This window comes from Desulfosoma caldarium (assembly GCF_003751385.1).
Lineage (GTDB): Bacteria > Desulfobacterota > Syntrophobacteria > Syntrophobacterales > DSM-9756 > Desulfosoma > Desulfosoma caldarium.
This window is the reverse complement of sequence record NZ_RJVA01000014.1, coordinates 56,401-76,628: the sequence shown is the minus strand read 5'-3', so window position 1 is coordinate 76,628 and position 20,228 is coordinate 56,401. Positions and strand designations below refer to the sequence as shown.

General features: G+C 56.1%; 23 protein-coding genes, 1 other RNA gene and 1 pseudogene. 9 read left to right on the top strand and 16 right to left on the bottom strand.

Features of this window, described 5'->3' with window-relative positions; all coding sequences use genetic code 11:
• Window positions 1-6: 6 nt before the first annotated feature.
• From EDC27_RS12935 to EDC27_RS12905, 7 genes are all read right to left on the bottom strand, one after another.
• Window positions 7-822, bottom strand: a complete 816-nt coding sequence (locus EDC27_RS12935; RefSeq protein WP_123291051.1) for a sugar phosphate isomerase/epimerase family protein — start codon at window positions 820-822, stop codon at window positions 7-9.
• A 12-nt stretch (window positions 823-834) separates the two neighbouring features.
• Window positions 835-2,271, bottom strand: a complete 1,437-nt coding sequence (locus EDC27_RS12930) for a DNA integrity scanning protein DisA nucleotide-binding domain protein (protein ID WP_123291050.1) — start codon at window positions 2,269-2,271, stop codon at window positions 835-837.
• Window positions 2,272-2,361: 90 nt separating this feature from the next.
• Window positions 2,362-2,964, bottom strand: coding sequence for a sulfurtransferase-like selenium metabolism protein YedF (yedF, locus tag EDC27_RS12925; protein ID WP_123291049.1), 603 nt, complete (start codon window positions 2,962-2,964; stop codon window positions 2,362-2,364).
• Between the two features lie 354 nt (window positions 2,965-3,318).
• The gene (locus tag EDC27_RS12920; RefSeq protein WP_123291048.1) at window positions 3,319-3,759 is read right to left on the bottom strand and encodes a Fur family transcriptional regulator; all 441 of its coding nucleotides are present in this window, start codon (window positions 3,757-3,759) and stop codon (window positions 3,319-3,321) included.
• Window positions 3,752-4,582 (bottom strand): metal ABC transporter permease, encoded by an 831-nt coding sequence (locus EDC27_RS12915; RefSeq protein ID WP_123291047.1) that lies wholly within the window; start codon window positions 4,580-4,582, stop codon window positions 3,752-3,754. Before EDC27_RS12915 ends, EDC27_RS12920 begins: the two co-directional genes overlap by 8 nt.
• Window positions 4,575-5,360, bottom strand: a complete 786-nt coding sequence (locus tag EDC27_RS12910; RefSeq protein WP_211334900.1) for a metal ABC transporter ATP-binding protein — start codon at window positions 5,358-5,360, stop codon at window positions 4,575-4,577. The genes EDC27_RS12915 and EDC27_RS12910 overlap by 8 nt, the downstream gene beginning before the upstream one ends.
• Window positions 5,357-6,325 (bottom strand): metal ABC transporter solute-binding protein, Zn/Mn family, encoded by a 969-nt coding sequence (locus EDC27_RS12905; RefSeq protein ID WP_170161808.1) that lies wholly within the window; start codon window positions 6,323-6,325, stop codon window positions 5,357-5,359. The genes EDC27_RS12910 and EDC27_RS12905 overlap by 4 nt, the downstream gene beginning before the upstream one ends.
• A gap of 1,601 nt (window positions 6,326-7,926) precedes the next feature.
• On the opposite strand from EDC27_RS12905, the gene EDC27_RS16085 reads away from it, so the two are divergent.
• The 3 genes from EDC27_RS16085 to EDC27_RS17085 all read left to right on the top strand — a co-directional run bounded on the left by EDC27_RS16085 (window position 7,927) and on the right by EDC27_RS17085 (window position 9,391).
• A complete protein-coding gene (locus EDC27_RS16085; protein ID WP_170161807.1) occupies window positions 7,927-8,091 on the top strand; it encodes a hypothetical protein in 165 nt (54 codons plus the stop codon).
• A gap of 299 nt (window positions 8,092-8,390) precedes the next feature.
• The gene (locus tag EDC27_RS12890; protein WP_123291043.1) at window positions 8,391-8,921 is read left to right on the top strand and encodes a hypothetical protein; all 531 of its coding nucleotides are present in this window, start codon (window positions 8,391-8,393) and stop codon (window positions 8,919-8,921) included.
• 77 nt (window positions 8,922-8,998) lie between these two features.
• Window positions 8,999-9,391 (top strand): DDE-type integrase/transposase/recombinase, encoded by a 393-nt coding sequence (locus tag EDC27_RS17085; protein WP_148045763.1) that lies wholly within the window; start codon window positions 8,999-9,001, stop codon window positions 9,389-9,391.
• Between the two features lie 458 nt (window positions 9,392-9,849).
• Here EDC27_RS17085 and EDC27_RS16080 read toward each other — a convergent pair whose 3' ends face one another.
• Together EDC27_RS16080 and EDC27_RS16075 are read right to left on the bottom strand one after the other, a co-directional pair.
• Window positions 9,850-10,062 carry a hypothetical protein gene (locus EDC27_RS16080; protein ID WP_170161806.1) on the bottom strand — a complete coding sequence of 71 codons (213 nt, stop codon included), beginning with the start codon at window positions 10,060-10,062 and terminating at the stop codon, window positions 9,850-9,852.
• Between the two features lie 18 nt (window positions 10,063-10,080).
• Window positions 10,081-10,464 (bottom strand): methyl-accepting chemotaxis protein, encoded by a 384-nt coding sequence (locus tag EDC27_RS16075; RefSeq protein WP_170161805.1) that lies wholly within the window; start codon window positions 10,462-10,464, stop codon window positions 10,081-10,083.
• A gap of 312 nt (window positions 10,465-10,776) precedes the next feature.
• On the opposite strand from EDC27_RS16075, the gene EDC27_RS16940 reads away from it, so the two are divergent.
• From EDC27_RS16940 to EDC27_RS12855, 4 genes and pseudogenes are all read left to right on the top strand, one after another.
• A complete protein-coding gene (locus EDC27_RS16940; protein ID WP_123291040.1) occupies window positions 10,777-10,908 on the top strand; it encodes an ATP-binding protein in 132 nt (43 codons plus the stop codon).
• Between the two features lie 52 nt (window positions 10,909-10,960).
• A complete protein-coding gene (locus tag EDC27_RS12865) occupies window positions 10,961-11,419 on the top strand; it encodes a universal stress protein (protein ID WP_170161804.1) in 459 nt (152 codons plus the stop codon).
• A 201-nt stretch (window positions 11,420-11,620) separates the two neighbouring features.
• A pseudogene (locus EDC27_RS12860) lies at window positions 11,621-12,772 on the top strand (acetate--CoA ligase family protein); the annotation flags it as partial.
• A 134-nt stretch (window positions 12,773-12,906) separates the two neighbouring features.
• The gene (locus EDC27_RS12855) at window positions 12,907-14,199 is read left to right on the top strand and encodes a CBS domain-containing protein (protein WP_123291037.1); all 1,293 of its coding nucleotides are present in this window, start codon (window positions 12,907-12,909) and stop codon (window positions 14,197-14,199) included.
• 117 nt (window positions 14,200-14,316) lie between these two features.
• Here the strand turns inward: EDC27_RS12855 and EDC27_RS12850 are convergent, their stop codons facing one another.
• On the bottom strand, window positions 14,317-14,772 hold the full coding sequence (locus EDC27_RS12850; protein ID WP_123291036.1) for a bifunctional nuclease family protein: 456 nt from the start codon (window positions 14,770-14,772) through the stop codon (window positions 14,317-14,319).
• Between the two features lie 266 nt (window positions 14,773-15,038).
• Between EDC27_RS12850 and EDC27_RS12845 the strand changes: the two genes are divergently transcribed.
• Entirely contained in the window at window positions 15,039-15,419 is a 381-nt protein-coding gene (locus tag EDC27_RS12845) for a NifB/NifX family molybdenum-iron cluster-binding protein (RefSeq protein WP_123291035.1), read from the top strand.
• Window positions 15,420-15,439: 20 nt separating this feature from the next.
• Entirely contained in the window at window positions 15,440-15,691 is a 252-nt protein-coding gene (locus EDC27_RS12840; RefSeq protein ID WP_123291034.1) for an FmdB family zinc ribbon protein, read from the top strand.
• A gap of 220 nt (window positions 15,692-15,911) precedes the next feature.
• On the opposite strand, the gene cysS is transcribed toward EDC27_RS12840, so the two are convergent.
• The 6 genes from cysS to EDC27_RS12805 all read right to left on the bottom strand — a co-directional run bounded on the left by cysS (window position 15,912) and on the right by EDC27_RS12805 (window position 20,138).
• Window positions 15,912-17,396, bottom strand: coding sequence for a cysteine--tRNA ligase (cysS, locus tag EDC27_RS12835; RefSeq protein WP_123291033.1), 1,485 nt, complete (start codon window positions 17,394-17,396; stop codon window positions 15,912-15,914).
• Window positions 17,393-17,893 carry a 2-C-methyl-D-erythritol 2,4-cyclodiphosphate synthase gene (gene ispF / locus EDC27_RS12830; protein WP_123291032.1) on the bottom strand — a complete coding sequence of 167 codons (501 nt, stop codon included), beginning with the start codon at window positions 17,891-17,893 and terminating at the stop codon, window positions 17,393-17,395. Before ispF ends, cysS begins: the two co-directional genes overlap by 4 nt.
• Complete coding sequence (ispD, locus tag EDC27_RS12825; RefSeq protein WP_148045762.1) at window positions 17,890-18,633, bottom strand: 2-C-methyl-D-erythritol 4-phosphate cytidylyltransferase; 744 nt, start codon at window positions 18,631-18,633, stop codon at window positions 17,890-17,892. The genes ispF and ispD overlap by 4 nt, the downstream gene beginning before the upstream one ends.
• Window positions 18,634-18,699: 66 nt before the next feature.
• An RNA gene (gene rnpB, locus EDC27_RS12820) (RNase P RNA component class A) lies at window positions 18,700-19,109 on the bottom strand.
• A gap of 323 nt (window positions 19,110-19,432) precedes the next feature.
• Window positions 19,433-19,831, bottom strand: a complete 399-nt coding sequence (locus tag EDC27_RS12810; RefSeq protein WP_123291030.1) for a cobalamin B12-binding domain-containing protein — start codon at window positions 19,829-19,831, stop codon at window positions 19,433-19,435.
• Between the two features lie 163 nt (window positions 19,832-19,994).
• Window positions 19,995-20,138: a dodecin family protein gene (locus EDC27_RS12805; RefSeq protein ID WP_245994589.1), complete on the bottom strand. Its 144-nt coding sequence runs from the start codon at window positions 20,136-20,138 to the stop codon at window positions 19,995-19,997.
• Window positions 20,139-20,228: the final 90 nt, after the last annotated feature.

Here is a 20,228-nt window from a genome sequence, read left to right as displayed (position 1 = left end):
CTCATTTCACAATGCTGATGTGGCGCGCCGTTGGTTGTCCCAGCCGTTGGCCAAATACGATCGTACCACGTGCAGCGTGCTTTGCACGGCCGCCTCATCGCGCAGCTCCAGCACCCACCATTCACACAAGGGCAGGGTGCGCAAAAGATCCAGACGATCCGCCACATCCTCTACGGCCTGGGGCGGTTCATGACGATCCATCCATTCCCGGTGATAGACATGGGCGTTGAGAATGCGGTTTCTGTGCGGCGATACGAAGTCTTCCAGATCAAACCGGCGGGTCACAATGGAGGGGCTGACCACGGCGTGGCCAATGTCAAAGGTGGCCCACAGGCCGCTTCGCCGCAACATCTTTTCAAAAAGTTCCGGCCGACTCGTCCAGCCCCAGGCAAGATTTTCCAAGCAAAGGCGCAGGCCCAACTTCATCGCCGAGGCGTTCAGGGTGGAAAGGTTATCCAAGGTTCTTTCCCAGGAAAGGTCTTCCGTGGTGTGCCGGCCCAGACCCACATGAATGGTAAGACTTTCGCCGTTGAGTTTGGAAATCAGGCGGCAGACGTTTTCAAAAAGCCGAAGGGCTTCTCGAGCCTTTTGGGGATCGTGATCCCCCAGGTCCACATTGGAAAAGGCGGCATGATACCGCACTTCCAAGGGCCTCAGATGGGACACTTCACGAAGCAACTGGGAGGCTTCTCGGGGGCTTTGAGGAAGGTCTTGAAGCGTCAAACTCCAGTCCACGCCGTCCAGGCCGCACTGCAGAGCAAAACGGCGCAAGCGATCGCGATCTCTTGTGAAATTGGGACAGGCCAGCTTGGGTTTGTTCATGCGAAGGCTCCCCTATTCCAGGGTAATCCATTGCGACAAGGTGGGCGGCGTGCCGCTCAGACGAATGGTCGGCCGCCACGGGCAGGTGGCCGAAAGCTCCACGCCTCCATGAATGACCGAAACGGGTCGATCGGAAGAAACCACCACGATCAGCGTGTGGTGGTGTTCGGCACTGAAGCGCAGGGCCGAATTGTAGCGAGCGCCTCGAGCGCGGTCTTCACCCGGCACACTGTGGCCGTCTAGAAGACACGCAAACCGATACAATTTGGCGTCCGCACCGATATGCAATGCGCCGTCCATCTTGGACAGGGATTTTGCCAGATCCAGGTTGGCGGGGTCCTGCAGGTCCAGCGGATTTTTCAACTGGTGGCCGGGAATGGGCTTGGCTTCAGGATCTAGATCCAGGACCAGTGTGCAACCATGTTTGCGATCCTGGGCGCCGTGCACGATGTTGGCGACAATCTGGAAGAGCGTATGGGCTTGCGAGGAGTCCAGGTCGGAGGTGAGCAGGGCTTCTTCCAGTTGCACCAGCTTAGCGCGGCGATTGGACGAGTAAAAGCGCCCTTCGGAAAAGCTGCACACGGTTTCGCCGTCGAGCCTTAGGAAACCGTAACCGCCGAAGAATTCAGCGCTGATGCGACGCTGCGGCAAAGGACCTCGCCCAATGCCCATCAGGCATCGGCCGTCGGACACAAGCCATCGGTCGGAATGTTCCACCGCCAGCAAAATCTTTCTTATGTGCTTGGCATTGCCGATATTCGGCCGTTCCCCTTCCGGGAAAACGGCCATGAGGTGCAAATCGTCGAGACAGCTCTCCTCCACGAAGACCAGCTTCCCTCGAGGCCATGCCCCTTCCTCGGGAGTCTTGGACAGCTCGAGAACCGCGTCCAGAATGGGATAGATGCGCCTCCGACTCTCCCTACCCACGTTGAAGTTCACGCTGTCCACGAGGGCGTCATGGACGGCGTGGGTAGCATATTCCCTGAGCACGTAATGAGAAGAATCGGTGAGAAAGGTTCGAGCCGTGGCGAAATCATGAGATAAAAGATACGCGGCGTGTTCCAGCCACCGTTCCGTGGGCAGAATGGAACACATGTCCGGATGATGTTCGGTGAACCACATTTGGTAAAAAATGGATCGAGAGCGACCTCCAAAGGAGATGAGACCCGAAAGATGCAAATTGGGTTCGGGAAAGATGTGCCCGAAACGTTGCATGTCGGGGGGATCGGGCGCGCCGGTGCGCCACGTGTCGCTGTCTATGTAGAGTTCTTTGAGCTTGGGTTCATGGCCTCGAAGCAGATCTTCAGGGTCGCACACTCTCATGGGATCATCGCGCTTTTCCGCGTAAACAAGGGCCACGCGACTGGGCCCTGAAAAATGCGTGAGCCCCTCTCGAAGGGCCTGAAGCACATTGAAGACCAAGGCATTCTTGGAAACCTTTGACCCCATGGGGGAATCTCCTGAAAAGGACGCTCACGGAAAAACACCCCATGTATAAAGGCGCTTTGGATTTTGTCAATCCAGGAGGGATCCACGGCGCTAGGTCAAACTGATGACTCGATCGGCCAACTGCATGGACGTGACGATATCGAGCATATTGGTGGTTTCTCCCACGGCTTTCTTTTCCAACAAGCCGAAATGGTTCAGACAGGTTCCACACACCAGAATGGAGACCTTGTCTTTTTCCAGGGCTTGCAGGGTGGGCAGGACGGGGGAGTCCTGCACGGTGAGGTGCACGCCGCCGTTGAGAAAAACCAACCGCCACAGAGCCGGTCCCATTTCCTTGAGGGTGCCGAGGAAATTTTCCATGAGTTTCGCCCCGAGCCCATCGTCGCCGGAGCCCAGGCGGTTTGTCCCCACGAGCACCAAAATGCGGGACGCTTCGGGTTCCTTGACCGCGACGGCCACCTGACAGGTTTCCTGTGTTTCTCGACTGCCCACAACCACATAATTGGGGCCATCCTCTTGGACCTGTACCTGATAACCGGCACGGCTGAGAAAGCGGCTCACGTTTTCTTTCCCTGCGGGATTATCCACCACCACGGTAATCCGCGGCGGCGATCCGCGGTCTAGGACGTCCTTGACCTTGAGAACCGGAGCCGGGCAGGCCAGACCTCGGCAATCCAAATGTTCGTCCTTCATTGAGCGTCTCCGTTCCTGTAGGTGATGTCTTTACCCTTTAATCACCAAGCTCCTCGTTCGGGGGAATGCCGCCTTATGGTGTCTTCAAATACAGCCCATTATGAACGCCGTTTTCGGATTCCATATCCACAGGCATTCACCTTTTTTATCGGGGCGGCTTTCCTGTCCGGCGGAAGACCCTTGGACGGAAAAGGCCATGCCAAAATATTCCCCCCAACGCCCTGTCCGCCGCGCCGCCAAAGGTCAACAGCCTAAAAAACCATAGAAGACCCTCGAGCGTTCACACAAATAGATTATGCCGATGATTGGGTGATGCATTCTTCAAAAACATCAATAGAAAGCCGTCGATTCGGCTCATGCGTCACGCAGCCGGCAGTGATGGCAGATGCCGTCCAGGCGGATTTCGTATTTTTCCACAACGCCCGGCACGGCGGAAGATACACCGAGGCGATAAGGCGAAGGGAGGCTTTCCGGAGGTAGGCACGCCATGGCGCGACAGAGGCGGCAGTAGAAATGGGCATGCTGTGGGTGGTGTTCGTTGGGCGCCAAGCCGTAGCGAAAGCTTCGATCCCCGGCACTTATTTTGTCCACCACGCCTCCTTTGACCAGGGATTCCAAGGCGCGATAGACGGTCACTCGGTTGATGGCCCGTTCAGCTTGCAGAGCGTCAAAGACTTCCTGAGCCGTCATGGGGTGCGTCGCATTGCCCAGCACCTGTAGAACCGCCAGGCGATGCTCCGTAGGCCGAATGCCACCATTTTCCATAAATTGTCGGTAATCGCACCGCTCACACATGGTGACCCCTTAAACCCTGTCGTTTCTTCAAGTTATCCAGGCCGACCGAAAGGAAGTAGCCCGCCGCCGCCACGCAAATGATGGCAGCCCCGGACGTCACGTTCAGGGCCAGGGAAAGACACAACCCGGTCATGCCGAACAGCACATTGTAGACCACCGCACGCCCCATCATGCTGAGAAGGGATCGGCTTCTCTTTTCGGCGATATAAGGCGCGATGGTCAGCAGGGCGATGACAAGAATCAAGCCCACCACCTGCACGAGCACCACGACGGTGAGGGCCATCAGTCCCACCAGGCTCAGGTAAAAGGCCGTCACGGGAAGGCCTCGCACACGCGCGAAGGATTCATCGTAAGACACCGCCGCCAATTCGTTGTGGAAAAGCATCGTCCAGGGAAGGACGATAAGAGTCAGCATCGCCATGGCTGCCAGTGAACCTCGGGACACGGTGAGAATGCTGCCGAAAAGGTAGCTCATGAGGTCGGCGCCGTAGCCGGGCGTGATGTCCACCAAGAGCACACCTAGAGCCATGCCGAACGCCCATAGCACGCTGATGGCCGTATCCGCCCGGTGGCGTTCTCGAAGGGACAAGACTCCCATGAGCAATGCCGCAGCCATGGTGAAGCCCAGAATCCCCAGAGTTGGCGAAATCTCCAGATAGAAAGCGAGTCCAACCCCACCGTAGGCCGCATGGGCCACACCGCCGGCAAGGTAGGCGATGCGGTTGGCCACCACGTAGGTTCCCACGATGCCGCATAGGACTCCGGCAAGAAGCGATGCGGCAAAGGCGTTTTGCACAAAAGACAGTTCTAGCCACTCACTCACGGTTTCGGCCTCCATGCAGGGGCAAAACCCGATGCGGGACGTGTCCGTGTGCCAAGAGTTCCACGGGGCATGGGTAGCCGAAGCGCAAAATGTCTTCCGTCACTTCCGGAGAAGGATGGTGCACGAGGGATCGATTCACACACACCACCGATTTCACGTAGCTGGAAAGGACCAAAAGATCGTGCGTGACCACAAGAATGGTGAGGCGCTCATTCAGTTCCTTGAGATGGGTGTAGAGGTCTGTTTGACCCGCGGAATCCACACCTGCTGCCGGCTCATCCAAAAAAAGCGCATCGGGCTGCGAAGCCAGAGCCCGAGCAATGAAAACTCTCTGCCTCTGACCGCCGCTCAGTTCGTCCAGGCGAGCTTTTCGATAGGGAAGCATTTCCATGCGATCCAGGGCGGCTTCGGCCGCCTTCAGGTCCTCGGCGGTGTACCGGCGATAGAAATGCCCGGGGCCCAGACGTCCCATGAGGGTGAGTTCTAGGACGGTCAGGGGAAAGAAACGATGCAGGTGAGCATCTTGCGGTACATAGCCCACACGATGAACGGTCTTGGCGGGGGTTTCTCCAAAAAGGGTCACCGAACCCTTTTGCGGTTTCAGAAGGCCCAAAAGGAGCTTGATCAAGGTGGTTTTGCCGCCGCCGTTGGGTCCGATGACGGCCGCAAAATCGCCCGCATGAATTGTTAGGTCCACACCTTCCAGCACGGGGTGGTTGTTGTAGGCGAAGGTGACTTGCCGCACCAGCGCCACTTCCGCCGACATTTTTTGTTTCATGGCATAGCTTCTCGAAGCCGACGGCTCACCTGCCGGAGGTTTTCTATCCAATTTTCGGCCAAAGGGTCGATGACTTCCAGCCGCGCGCCGATTTCTTTGGCCACCATTTCTGCGGAACGCGTCGAAAACTGAGGCTGAACAAAAAGGGTTTTCACACCGGCAGCCCGAGCGGAAGTGATGATGTGCTTGAGGTGTACGGGCTTGGCTTCCTTGCCTTCCCATTCCACGGCCTCCTGTTGCAGTCCGTAGGCGTCGGCAAAATAACCCCACGAGGGGTGAAAGACATAAAAAACGCGAGGCGGCTTGGCATCCTGAAAGGTCCTGTGAATTTCCAGATCCAAAGACGCCACGTCGGAAAGAAAATTCTTATAGCGCGCCTCGTAGCCCGCCCTATCCCCGGGGTCTGCAGCCATGAGGGCCAGAACCGTCGTTCGAGCCATGGCCATGACCAGGGGTGGAGACAACCACACATGGGGATCCGGTTCCCCTTTGGCATGGGAATGAAAGGCGTGGCCTTCAGGTGCCCGTTTCGGCGTGTTTGCCTCCGTTTTTTCATGTTCATGCCCATGGTCTTTGCCCGACGACGTCTCTTTGTGGTGATGATCCTCTTCTTCGAAAAACCTCTTGGGCAATCCTTGATCCATGGGTGTGATGTTCAGCTGGGGATTGAGGGATCCAATGCGGGCAATGAGCTTCTTTTCAAATGGAATACCTATGGGAAAATAGAGCGAAGAGTCGGCCAGAGCCTTCATCTGTGCGGGGGAAGGTTCAAAGGTGTGCGGATCGGCTCCGGAAGGCACAAGAACCATGACCTGGACTCGGTCTCCTCCCAACCGTTCCACCAGTTCCTTTTGCGGTGCCAGGGTTACAAAAACCTTGAGCGGCCCCGCACAGGCCACCCCCGCCCCCAGAAACAACAGGGTTAGAACAACGGCGAAGCCCCCAAAAAAGCAACGAACTCTCATGGCCTTTCCCCAACTCGAACAGCGAAAAACCTGAACAGAAAACCCATCAAAGAGCATCGTCCTTTGTGATGCAACTCATTTGCATTTATTTCACCAAAAGTCAACGTTAAATCCGTAAACGAACTGCTGACCAACGGCCCTGCAAAGCATCAAAAATATTGACAATGAGCTGTGATTCCCGCTTAGTGGCCTTTAATGTCGTGTCGATCCTTTCTTCACCCGGTGGCTGAAAGGAGGTTGGCGCGCATGATCGTTCAAAGGGTCCAGGGAGACTTCCAAGCGACCACCGGCTATGGGGGGGGTGGCCCCCATCGCCGACATGCCTCGAGGATCCGGTCTGGACCATGTGTGCCGGGAAATCACGGCTGCGAAGCAGTCTCAGATCTCCAAGGAAGAGATTCTTCAGACTCTGTGGGGTTTCCTGCGCCATGTGAAAGACCCTTTTGGACCATGTGAATACGTTTCTGAACGACTCGTGCGACTCCCTGCGGTCGAGGCGATGTTCCTCCGCGGGCATTCTTCGGCCGTGTTTTCTTCGCCTGGCTATAGCGGGACCTCTCAATGAAAGTCTGCTCATGTGTTCGGTGACGCTCTGAAAGAAAACCCGGATGAATCCCGAGTCTATGCTCCACGGGAAAACACGCTGGGTGTGGATGGCCGTAGAGGGGCTCGTTTTTGCCGATGCAGACAGCAAAGGGGATGCGGGTTGATAACATGCTCACGGTGGTGGGGAGGGACATGGTCTTTGCCCGTGCCCTGGGCTTGAAGGAGGCGACTCGTCGCCGGATGAAAAGGGGGTGATGCGTTGTGTGATGCTGATCTGCAGCAGAATTAACCGGCATTCCCGCCGGCTGGCGCTCCGGCTTTGGTGCACTGAATAACCGACAAGCACTTTAAAACGTGGGAGCTCAGCAATAGAAGGGGAGAAACTTATGAACGAATCGGAGAGCAAGGTTATATTCACCAAGAATGAAGTCGTCGTTACGAATATAAAAATGCCATTTTGGTCAATGGTAGGATTTATGGTTAAGTGGGCTATCGCTTCGATCCCAGCATTTATAATTTTGACCATCTTGGCTGGCATAGTAATGGGAATTCTCAGTGGTCTTATATCACATTGATATGCTAAGATCATACCTCGCTAACAAATAAAGCGTGACCTTGGAACGATCGCGCCTCGGCGGCTTATTTGATTGTTAGTCGTCACGAAAGCTAGAAGCATGACAAAAATCTTTCAGTTAATCGTCGTAACCGGCCTGCTGTGCTTGACCGCCGGCTGGGCGTACGCTAGAGGTGCTGCGGTAGTTTGATAAACGCTCTATAAGGAAGCAATGGAGCTTTATCGGGCTCGGCACTACGATCGTGCAGTCACGGTCGGCAAGAGAGCCTTATAGGTCGGACATGAGAACGTGGGCCCGAACTACCTTGATGTGGCGACGTACTTTGCGGATCTTTTAGATCTGTATCGAGCAACGAATCGGCATGAGGAGGCCAGAAAGCTTAGGGCGCGCTCACAGCAAATCGGGGCGATCCCTCGCCAGGAGAGGCGACCAATGTGGTGGGACAGTAACGAATCCAAAAAAGTATAGGAGGGCGTCATCATGAAAGTCAGGAAGCTGATGTTACTTGTTTCCGAGATCGTTCCGTTCTTTTTTGGGTGCACGTTCATCCCAGACTACCCATCAACTGAAGACGGACTGGCACGTCATTTCCAAGCCTACGGTGATTATGCCAAGGCGGAGAAGTATTACAAGCGCGCACTATAGATCCGTGAGAAAGCGCTGGGCGCAGATCACCTCGAGGTGGCGGTGAGCTTGTCCAATCTGGTCGGCATTTATAAAGCCCACAAAAGGTACGCTGAGGTGGTGAGCGAGAGCCCTACGAATTAAGTAGACGTTAGCCACTGGCGCATGCAGAGTGCCGACTCTGGCCACAAAGGCGGGGAGCTTCGTTGCGGACGCATAACCCACACATTAGGGCAATCGGACGCTAGGCCTTGTTGCTGTGCCATGGGGCAGCGGTTCTACAGCGTCTAAACTTTTTCAAAAGAATCGGAGGCTAGGCAATGCGTTTTCTGAGTTTTTATCTTCTAAGTTTGCTATTTATACCCTCGATTTCGATTGCTCAAGTCCAGGTACTTGGATTTGAAATTGGGTCCAGCACCTTAGAACAGGTTAAGACCCAGCTAGCGAAGCAAACCAGAATCCACGACGCGGGCATAAACAAGTTTACTCGTGGACCACAAATTAAAACTGATGGTGAAGGGTATGGTATAGAACGTCTCTATGAGGTTTTTTATATCTTCGATCAAGACCACAAGCTTGCGGGCGTATTAATGACGATGTGCAAGACTCGCTTTGATGAAATATTGTCCTTCCTATCTGAGAAATATACATTAACAGCGAAACGTCGCCCTTTTGTTGGCGATATGTTCGCGCGGTTTAAGGCAAAGGGGGTAATCATCGAACTGGACGCACCCCACCTTAGCTTCAATATGGAGATACGCTATATTCGTGACGACTTATATAAGCAGTTCAATATGCAGACAGCCCAAGAAACGCAGCAAAAAAAGGCTTACGAAAAAAGCAAATTTTGACATATGGGTGGTCAGATCAAAACAAGCATTTTGGGAACTATTCTTGGGGTGATTGGCATTTTTTTTGGACAACGGATATGACCCACTTTTTCTGCTCGGATTCCGGGTGGTTTGATGGGATTGCGGTGATCGACTGTTGGAATCGGGAGATTGTGGCTTATCGCATCAGCCGGCGACAAAACGCCAAGGTGGCGGAAGGCGCTTTTGAAAGATGCGCTCATTCGCCGATTGGGCACAATAAAGCCGCCTCCCAAGGGCTTGCCCTCAGAAGTGACAACGGGCGCGTCTTCACGTCGAAACGTTATCTCAAAGTGCTGCGTGCGTGTGGTCTGCGCCCTGTAGACATCACCCCCTACAGTCCCCAGCAAAACGGAATGATCGAGCGGTTCATGAGAACGCTGAAAGAGGAGTGTATTTGGCTCAACCTGTTTTCGTCCTTTGATGAGGCCAAAACGATCATCGAGGGTTGAATCCGAGAATACAACACCGAGAGTCCGCACCAAGAGTTGGGATACATGAGCCCGGTTGAGTATCGTCATAAACTCGCCGCTTAGCCGGCGAGACAAACGCGGTGCGTCTATCGCTTTTTCCATACGCCTTTTCCTCAGTGCAACCGCCAAAACCGCCTTCCACGCTTCAGGCCCAAAGCCGGTTGTCAAGGCCTGGAGCAAAGGCCAAAGGGTCACCTCTCATTGCTCTTGATGCGAACCAAACAAGCCGAGAGCACCGCGTTGGCAATAATGCAAATTTTGGTCTTGATTCCTAGGGGTCATTACAGAGTCATTACAATAGTTCCCGGGAGTATATGACATGTAACGGTCACCGAGCACCGCAGCTTGCATCCATAGGGTCGAATCGGGGGGCGAGGTATAGATTACCGCCCCGTTTGTCGCCATTTACTCAACCGGTGACCATTTTGCTATCTCTCTCAGAAATCCTCGAACTCATCATCGTCAAAGGGGATCAAGGCCTTGGCTTTGGTCTTAGCCGAAGAATCGGCATTGGTCGCGCTCGCTGCTGGTCTATAGCCGCCTTTGCCTTCGATCGCCGGATTGGTCATCACAGGTCGTCTCAAGGCGCTGAGGGTCTGGGTCTCGGACGGCAGACTTGCCCCTGCAACTCGGGCCAAATGCCGTATCATTTCGTTGAGTTCCTTGGTCTAACCGAATAATTGTTCGCTGGCCGAGGCGCACTCTTCAGAGGTGGCAGCGTTGGACTGTGTAACCTTATCCATCTCGAGAACCGCCAGATTAATTTGGTTGACCCCTTCGGCCTGTTCGTTACTTGCCACCGCGATATCCTTTGCCAGTTGGCTTACTTTGTTGATGCCGTCTATGATTTTGATCAGGATTTCTTTGACTTCGTTAGCCGATTGCACCCCGTTATCGGCATTTTTCTGGGACTGTTCGATTAAATTCGCCGTACTTTTGGCCGCTTCAGCACTTCGCATCGCCAGGCTTCGCACCTCTTCTGCCACCACCGAGAACCCAGCGCCGGCTTCGCCTGCCCGCACAGCCTCCACGGCGGCATTCATAAACGACATGGGGTCAGACCTTTACTTTTTATCCGCGGGTCCGAAAAGTGGACACCCACTTTCGGAGGTGGTAGAGTTTGCGGCAGCAATTTGCGGTGGAGCTTTTCAGGAGATCTGTGCAATGGTCAGAACATTTGCGGCTCGCCGAGGTCACGGCAGACGAAGTTGCGGTGCTTCGCGCTTTGCGCAACCTTGTCCAGAACGCCCTGAGCCGCAAGTGGGTTTTAAGGAAAGAGAAGAATCTTATGTATTTTGGGTGGTCAACAACGGCGAGGGCATTCCTTCGAAACACCAGAGAAAGGTTTTTGAACCCTTTGCAACTTGAAGCTTTGCACGACAGCCGAAGGCTCGGGACTGGGTTTGGCCATCGTGCGCAAAGTAGCGCACCGGCACGGCGGAGAAGCCTGGGTGCGTTCGGAACCGGGGCAAAAGGGACGGTCTTTCTCTTTATGATGGCCAAGCCAGTGAAGCCTGAAAGCCCATGCGAATTCTAAGGAGGATGATCATGTTTAAGAAAATTCTTTTCCCCGTGGATTTTTCCCCCGTTTCGGAAAAAATCGTTCCGGTGGTGCGGGAAATGGCTGAGCGGTTTCAAGCCAAGGTGCACGTGCTCTTTGTGGCCAGAATATTTGATGATTTGGGAAGCATGTATGTGCCTCGTCCCAGTATCAAGACCATTCAGACCGAACTGGCCGAAGGGGCCCGTAAAAAGCTCAACGAGTTTCTCCAGCAACATTTTCAAGACCTGCCCATGGAGGGCCAAGTGGTATCGGGCGATCCCGCCGAAGAGATTCTGAAGTTCGCCGCGACGCAGGGCATGGACCTGATTGTCATGGGCACACACGGGCGAAAAGGTTTGGAGCGCATTGTTTTTGGCAGCGTGGCCGAACGTGTGGTCAAGGGGGCCAGCGTGCCGGTCCTGACGGTGAATCCCTACGGAGAGGAAGCCCCGTCGGCGGCGTGACGCGTCCAACCGAAACCGGCTTCACGCAGTGCACGGGCGACTGATCTGGGCCCCATCTATCGCCAACGTGAGTGGACTCATGGGATTGTTGCATCACGACCGAATGCTCAATCCAAAGGCCATCGCCGCCATCGGAGCCAGTGAACGGGCGGAAAGCGTCGGGGCCGCCGTCATGAAAAATCTTGAGTCACGCGCGTTGCCCAAAATGAAGACCATGCGGCGGCCATGGCCCAGGGCACGGGCTTTCCCGTGGTGCTCAAGATTTGTTCGCCCGACATCGCCCACAAGACGGAAGCTAGGGGTATCGTCCTGGATTGGCAAAACGAAGGCCAGGTGCGCACCGCGTATCGCACCATCGTCGAGAGGTCTCGAGCCTACAAGCCGGACGCGGAGATTCACGGCGTCTCGGTGCAGCCCATGCTGCGAAGCGCCCAGGGCGCCACAGGCGTGGAACTCATCGTAGGGGCCAAGAAAGACGACCACTTTGGCCCCGTCATCCTTTTTGGCATGGGCGGTATTCTGGCCGAACGGCTCAAAGATCGCTCTCTGGTGCTTCCTTCCCTAAACCGTTCCCTGGTGCACCGCCTCATGGAAGACACCAAGGTCTACAAGGTTCTTCGAGGCGACCGCAATCGGCCGCCAGCCAACATGGCGTCCCTGGAGGAGTTGCTCATTCGGCTGAGTCAGCTGGTGACAGACTTTCGGGAAATCACGGAACTGGACATAAACCCGCTCATTCTGCAACACGGAAGGCCGTGGGTTGTGGATGCCCGGGTTCTCGTTCGGCCCAGCACCGTTCCGTCTCCTATGCACCTCATCATCGGCCCATATTCGGCACGCCATGAAAAGCACGCTGTGACCACGGCAGAGCGGCCGGTTTTTGTTCGACCCATCAAGCCGGAAGATGCCCCGCTGCGGGTGGGCCTCTTTCACATGCTTTCGCCCACGAGCATCTCCTTTCGGTTTTTCAGCCCCATTAAGGAGCTGTCCGAAGACTTGCTGGTTAAGTTCGCGCAGATTGACGATGGCTGCGAAATCGCCTTGGTGGCGGTGGAGGCTACGGGAACCGCCCAGGAAAAACTTTTGGGCGTGGCCCGGGTTATCAGCGACACCTACTGGAAAAAGGGCCGAATTCGCCGTGCTGGTAGTGGATCCCTGGCAAGGCAAAGCATCGCGGTTCTGTTTTTGGAAAACTGCTTGTCTATTGCGAAGGAATGGGGCATGGAAACCGGGGCACGGTGCTCAGAGAAAACACCTAGCTGTTGGCCCTGGGACGAAAACTGGGCTTTGCTCTATGTCGCGTGCCCCAGAGCGCAGACTGCCAACGCACCATTGGTCTGCTGCGCGCTGTGACCTATGACGAAAAAGGCCGCATGCAGCGCGCTTGAGAAAGGGCTTGTGAAAACTTTCAAGTCATGTGGCGTATAGACCGATACATGTCATGAAACCCTGTGGCTGTCGATAAACAACTGCAACGGACGCTCTCCATGGAGATTATCACGACACACAAGAACGTGGACTTTGATGCGCTGGCCTCCGTGGTGGCCGCCAAACATCTCTACCCTGAAGCCCAAATCGTCTTGCCTCGAAGCATCAATGCCAACGTGCGGGCTTTTCTTTCCATTCACAAGGATCTGTTCCCTTTTTTGAGCCCCCTGGCGGTGCGCCATGACGAGGTGTCGCGACTTGTCGTCGTGGACGCCAACCGCTGGGAACGTCTCGATGGCATGGCCCCGCTCATGAACCGTTCGGACCTGGACGTTCACCTGTGGGACCACCATCCCGACATCGGAGACATTCACGCCGCCTCCGGCCGGCAGGCCCTCGTGGGATCTGCCGCCACGCTGCTGGTGCAGGAATTGGAACGCCGACGCGCGGCCATTGATCCCATTCAGGCCACCCTGTTTCTGGCAGGAATTTACGAGGATACGGGGCATCTGACCTTTCCGTGCACGCGAGCCACGGACGCGCGGGCGGCTGCCTTTCTTTTAGAAGTCCAGGCGGACCTGAACGTCATTCAGACGGCTCTGAGACCCGGCTATGGACTGCAGCACAAGGAAATCCTCACGCACCTTCTGGAGACCGCGCAACGCATCACCATGAACGGTCATGTGGTGTGTTTTGCCAAAGCCGACCTGAACGGACACGTCTCAGGGCTGGCTTCCGTAGTGACCATGCTTCGGGATGTATTAAGTGCCGATGCCGCCTTTGGCCTTTTCTGGGATAGTCGGCGACGACAAAGCATCGTCATCGCGCGAAGCGGCCCCGACAGTGTGGACGTGGCGGCCCTCATGAAACCGCTGGGCGGTGGCGGCCGCCCGGAAGCGGCCTCCGCCCTCGTCAAGGGCACTCGCCCGGAAGGCATCGAAAACTGGATTCGGGAACTCATGGCCCAAAACGGACACGCCTCCGTGCCTATCTTTGATCTCATGTCCTTTCCCGTATTTACCGTCGGACCGGACGAGACAGTGGATGCCGTGCACGCGCAACTGAAGGGGCGAGGGCACACGGGAGCGCCGGTCGTGGAAGGGGAAAAACTGGTGGGGGTGATTTCCGTGCGCGACCTCGTGAAGTTGGAACGACCCACCCAGCGCTCCGCCCCCGTCAAGGCTTTCATGAAAAGGGATGTGATCACCATCGACCCGCAGGCCACCATTCCCACAGCCCTGCGGCTCATGGTCAAGCACGACATCGGCCGGTTGCCCGTGGTGGACAACGGTCGCCTCGTGGGCATTGTGACCCGTTCCGACTTGATGCTCTATTACTACAACCTGATTTGAAAGCCTATCCAAGGCGCCCTTGAACGATGCCGGCTGCCGCTCGGCACCCACCACGGGACCTGCGGCGGCCGGCTCGTGGGCCAAAAAGGCGGGACGGGGCGCGCACAATGCCCCCGCTCAAAACTTGACCGTCTTGATGATGGATTCGTATTCCTTGACTTCCTCGGGCGTCAGTTCCCGGCGAAGCAGCCTTCGGTTCACCAAAATGGGGCATTTTTCGTGCAACGCAAGAGCTACCGCGTCGCTGGGGCGGCTGTCAAAGACCACCTCCTCGTCCCCGACACGAGCGATGATGCGGGCGTAATAGGTGTTTTCCTTCATGGTGTAAATTTCCACCCTCTCGAAACGGACCCCGGCCCGTTCCAAAATGGTGAGGTAGGTGTCGTGGGTCAAGGGACGCTTGGGTTCCACAAACCCCTTTTCTTTGGCGATGGCCGTGATCTCGCTGTCTCCAACGAACATGAGAAAATACTGCGAAGCGTCCTCCGATTCCTTCAATATGACCATGTTGCCTTGCTGTCGGTCCGTCTTGATGAACACCTCGTTGGCCACGATGAAGTCCTGATTTTCCATGGATCCACCTCCAGACGTGTTCGAAGCCGTTTGCGGCGGCGCTGCTTCTTGATCGCATTATAGGAAGAGGCTTGCCCAAATGGAAAGAGGAAACGCAGAAAAACAAGCTTCGAGGCGAGGCATTCTGAACACATGAGTGGCTGAAGGGCTTTGGGTGCTGGAGTTGACAATGATTTTGATCGGTCCTATAAAATCATCGCGATACGGTCCTTGGGCTTGAAGAAAGCTGGTGACTTTTCCATCGGTATTCAAGGAGGAACAAAAGGATGAAGATTTGTTTTCCGGCGGCGAAGTTGAGCGGTCTGGACAGTGAGGTGTTTGGCCATTTCGGGTCGGCTCCGGGTTTTGTCATTGTGGACACCGAATCCGGTTCGGTAGAGGAAATATCCAATGGGGATTTGCATCATGCCCATGGCATGTGCCAGCCCTTGAAAGCCCTGGGCGGTCGCCCTGTGGATGGGATTGTGGTTGGCGGCATCGGCATGGGGGCTTTGATGAAACTGCAGGCGCAAGGCATTCAGGTCTATAGGGCCATGGAAGGATCGGTCAGGGACAATCTGGCCATGTGGCGTCAGGGAAAGCTCCCTGAGTTTTCCGCGAACTGGACCTGCGCCGGGCATCATCACGGCGGCGGGTGCGCTCACTGAAAGCGACGGAAAGGCGGCTTATGCCCATTTACGAATACGTGTGCACGCATTGCGGTGAGGTTTCGGAGCACCTGGTCTTGGGCAAAGACGAGGCGGTGTCGTGCCCTGCCTGTGGCAGCGCCGGCGTCAAAAAACTCCTTTCCGTCTCTTCAAGGGCTTCCGGCGCCAAAGACGGCCATAGGGTTCCCGGCCCGAGGGATACGGGCTGTTGTGGAACAAGCCCGGCGGCTCAAGGCTGTGTTCCGGGTTCCTGCTGCGGCAAGGCTCCTTAGCCGCTTGCCAGCAGTCATTTCACATTCGTTTCAGGTTAGGCCTGCAGGAGCGTCGCACGGCACCGGCCATCAGGTGCCGTTCGACGCTCTTTTGCGCCCTTCGGCGGAGTGGCTCCCCTCCGCCCATTGGCTGCGGCCGGCCGAAAGCATCGCCACTGGACAAAGCTTTGGCCGTCTGTTGGAAAAGGTTACCCGCGGGAGTGGCGCCCAAGGATTTGCGTCATCGCACGCGCCACCGAGTTCCCTGGGGTGTGTCTTCCAGTTGCACGCCCATGTCGGCAAGGCGGTCGCGTAGACGGTCCGCTTCCTGGAAGTTTTTCTCTTGGCGTGCCTTGTTGCGCTGGGCGATAAGGGCTTCCACCTCGGCTACGGCGATGCCTTTCTGAGCTATCTTGCGCTTCTTGATCTCATCGAAAAATCTTTCAGGGGCTCGAGTCAGAAGCCCCAAAATGCGCCCGTGGTCTTGAAGGCACGTGGTGGCCTTGCGAGCCAGAGCGGCGGCCGGCCCTTTCAAGCTTTTTCGGCCAAAAGTGTCCAAAAAGCGCTGCGTGGACCGTTGCAATTCAAAGAGCAGCGCCAAGGCTTGAGCTGTGTTGAAATCGTTGTCCATGGCTTCGCCAAAGGCGTCGGGAAAATCCACGATCTTTTGAAAAAGCTCCTTGTCTTGACCCATCAGAGCTTTTTCGGCGACCTTTTCCCCTTCGATTTCTTGAGGCGTGCGGGCCAGCGTTACTTCCAAGGTGGCATAGAGCCGTTCCAGGGCCCGTTCGGCTTCCGCCAGGGCCTCGTCGGAAAAATCCACCGGATTTCGATAATGCTTGGATAGAACGAAGAGTCTGAGAGCTTCCGGGTGCACCACCTTGAGAATGTCTCGAATGGTAAAGAAATTGCCCAAGGACTTGGACATCTTTTCATTGTTAATGTTAACGAAGCCGTTGTGAAGCCAATAGCGCACGAAGGGCACGCCAAAAGCGGCTTCGCTCTGCGCGATTTCGTTCTCGTGATGAGGAAAGATTAGATCCTTACCGCCGCCGTGAATGTCAAAGGTGCGGCCCAAAAAGCGGCTGCCCATGGCCGAGCATTCAATGTGCCAGCCTGGGCGTCCTGGTCCCCAGGGGCTGTCCCAAGCCGGTTCCCCGGGTTTACTTCCTTTCCAAAGGACGAAGTCCAAGGGGTTACGCTTGTTGACATCCACCTCCACGCGGGCCCCGGCCATCATGTCGTCCAGGCTCCGTCCGGAAAGTTTTCCGTACTCGGGAAATTTTTCCACAGCAAAATACACATCGGTGCCGGCCTTGTAGGCGATGCCCTTTTCTTCCAGGCGGCGAATGATGTCGATCATCTGCGGAATGTTTTCCGTTGCCAAGGGTTCCAGGTCTGGGCGCAGCACGTCCAGCGCATCCATATCCTCGTAAAACGCGGCGATATAGCGATCTGCAATCGTGCGATAGTCCGTGCCTTCCTCCTGGGCCCTCTTGATGATCTTGTCGTCGATATCGGTGAAATTGCGAACGTAGGTCACTCGATACCCCCGGGACTTCAAGTATCGGTAAATCACGTCAAAGACGATGGCCGATCGAGCGTGTCCCACGTGGCACAGGTCATAGACCGTGACGCCGCACACGTAGAGCTTAACGACACCGGCTTCCAGTGGGACGAAGGGTTCTTTTTTCTTTGTCAAGGTGTTGTAGACAACCAGGCTCATGAGGCGGCTCCTTGTGTCTGATAAAGGAGGGCGATGGCACAGGCGGCAATGCCTTCCACACGACCGACGAATCCCAGTCCTTCCGTCGTGGTGGCTTTGATGCTCACCGCATTTTCTTCCACACCCAGCACATCGGCCAGATTCCTTCGCATTTGCGTGACATACGGGGCGATTTTTGGCTTTTGGGCCAAGACGGTCATATCCACATTGACGATGCCGAACCCGGCCTGATCAATGAGGCGGCACACGAACTTCAGCAACACCAAGCTGGACACATCCTTGTATTGGGGCTGGGAGTCTGGAAAGTGGGTGCCAATATCCCCCAAAGCGGCCGCACCCAGCAAGGCGTCACACAGAGCATGGCACAGCACGTCGGCATCGGAATGGCCGAGAAGGCCGCGTTCGTGGGGAATGGTCACACCACCGACAATAAGGGGGCGGCCTAAGGCAAAGGGGTGCACATCCCAGCCCATGCCGATGCGAAGATTCCTGGTCATGGCCTTTCCTTCTGGCGTCCAAGAGGCGCCGTGTCTTTGGGTGAGTGTTCTAGATACCAGGAAGCCCAGAGGAGATCCTCTGGGGTTGTGATCTTGATATTGAATTTTTCGCCTTCCACCACGGCCACGCGAACCCCTAACCGTTCCACTAGGGATGCGTCGTCGGTGGCGTTCCACTCAAAAGCCTGGGCTAGATGAAAGGCTCTCTCCAAAAGATCCCGGCGAAACACTTGCGGCGTTTGCACCAGCCAGACTCGGTCTCGAGGCACGGTGGCCTGAACCCATCCACTGTCGGCCATCTTTACGGTGTCTTGGGCCAGACAAGCGCAGATGGCAGCACCGCTTTGCCGTGCGGCCTCATAAGTGCGGTAAAAAAGCTCGGGCGATGCCATGGGACGCACCCCGTCATGAATCACCACCCATTGGCACGTATCCGGCAAAGCTCGAAGACCGGCCCGCACGCTGTCTTGGCGACGCGCTCCGCCGGCCACGACCGTCACGGAAGCTCCGGCGCCAAGTGAGGAAGCTAACGCCGCAACGAAGCCCACGGCATTTTCGGGAACGACGGCGACGATGCCGTGCACAAAGGGCAGGGCCAGCAGTCTTTCAAGGGTCCACGCCAGAATGGGCTTGCCGTGCAGAAGATGAAACTGCTTGGGATGGTTAAGCCCCATGCGGACGCCGGAACCTGCGGCCGGCACGACGGCAAAGGTTTGTTCGAGGTGGTTTGAAGGCGTCACGTTTGTTGTGTCATTCAGTCGACGATGAAAAAGTTTGTGTCGTGCGCCGCGGTCGGTGCAAGAAGGATGTGGAGGAGCCCATAAGCCGGGTTCTGTGCCTTTCCTGACGAAAGGTCCCGATCATTCCTCTAGGCCTCATGTTACCATGAGGCTCAAGCGGCCGACCCGGGAGCCTCGGGCGGGCAACCCTTCAACGCTCCCCTACTTGGCCTTGCTCCGGGTGGGGTTTACCGAGCTCCCGGTGTCACCACCGGGACTGGTGAGCTCTTACCTCACCGTTTCACCCTTACCGAGCACTCACTTCGCCGTCGAGCCGGCGCGGAATGGCTCGACGGAAAAGTGAGTGCTCGGCGGTTTGTTTTCTGTGGCACTGTCCTGCTCGTCACCGAGACTGGGCGTTACCCAGCACCCTGCCCTGCGGAGCCCGGACTTTCCTCCCGTTCCCAAAGGGAACCGGCGATCGGGTGGACGCCTCCACATCCTTTAAAAATTTATCCAAAAAGGAAGTCGTGTGCAAGCCTGGGCCGAAACCCGCTGTGACGACCTAGCAGATGAAGACAAGAGAATGCCGCGCGAAGGGCGAGGCCGTGCCCATGAATTCTCATGGGCACGGCTCTGGCCTGAAAAGGCCTCGTCCTTGAGGGCTATTTACGGACGACATTTGAGCACGCGCTTTGCGTGCCGGCTAGGCCGCCTTTTCGTGATCTGACCGTAAATGGAAGCTGCACCTTTGGCAAGGCTTGCCGTACAAGGGCTATTCGGGGAATTCTTGAATTTCAGGGCGCCTCGAGGTGGCGACTTATTCAATGGGGTGGATATGGTTTCGTGCCCATTGAATGAGCTCCTGGTGCGAGGTGCCTTTGGGAAAGAATTCGACCACGCCCATTTTCTTCAGTTCGGGCACCAAGGCCTCATCCAAAAAACCTCCCGCCGTCACGCCGATGTCTTGGGCGTCGTGAGCCTTGAGCAGCTCCAGCACGGACGCAAATTGTTCCAGGCGTGCTTCCGGAAGGGTGGTGATGCCGATGTGATCCACGGCCTCCTGTATGGCCGCATTGACAATGGCTTTTGGATCTTCAGATTCGGTGTATATGACTTCAAAGCCCGCTTCACTGAAGGCGGCGGCAAGGCGCATGAGGGCCGCCTCGTAGCCACGGCCGAATTTGGCCATCAGGATTCTCACCATCCGTTGACCCATGGCGTTTCCTCCAAAGGGGCGTGTTCGGTCGATACCAGGCGATGAAAGGGCGGCGGCGGTGCGGCCCGAATCACCTACTTTCGACACAGCTTCTGCGGATCAACTGCCTTGGTATTTAAAGGAGATGGCAACACGGACTCGGTAAGCCACCACCTTGCCTTCCTCAAGCTAAATGTTCACCTTCGTGCTTTTGGGGATGCAGATCGCGCAACGTCTTGGACGCCGTTTCCACCGCGTTCTTGGCGGCGTCTTCCCACGAAACCGTGCTCGGTCCCACCAATTCAATGATCTTGTCCACGCTTTCCACCAAAGGAACCTCCTTTGCCATCAGGCCTTGAAGGTCGAGGCGCGCCCCCGCTTTGCCAATCGGTGCGCCTGTGATGCGCGATGCTTGCCT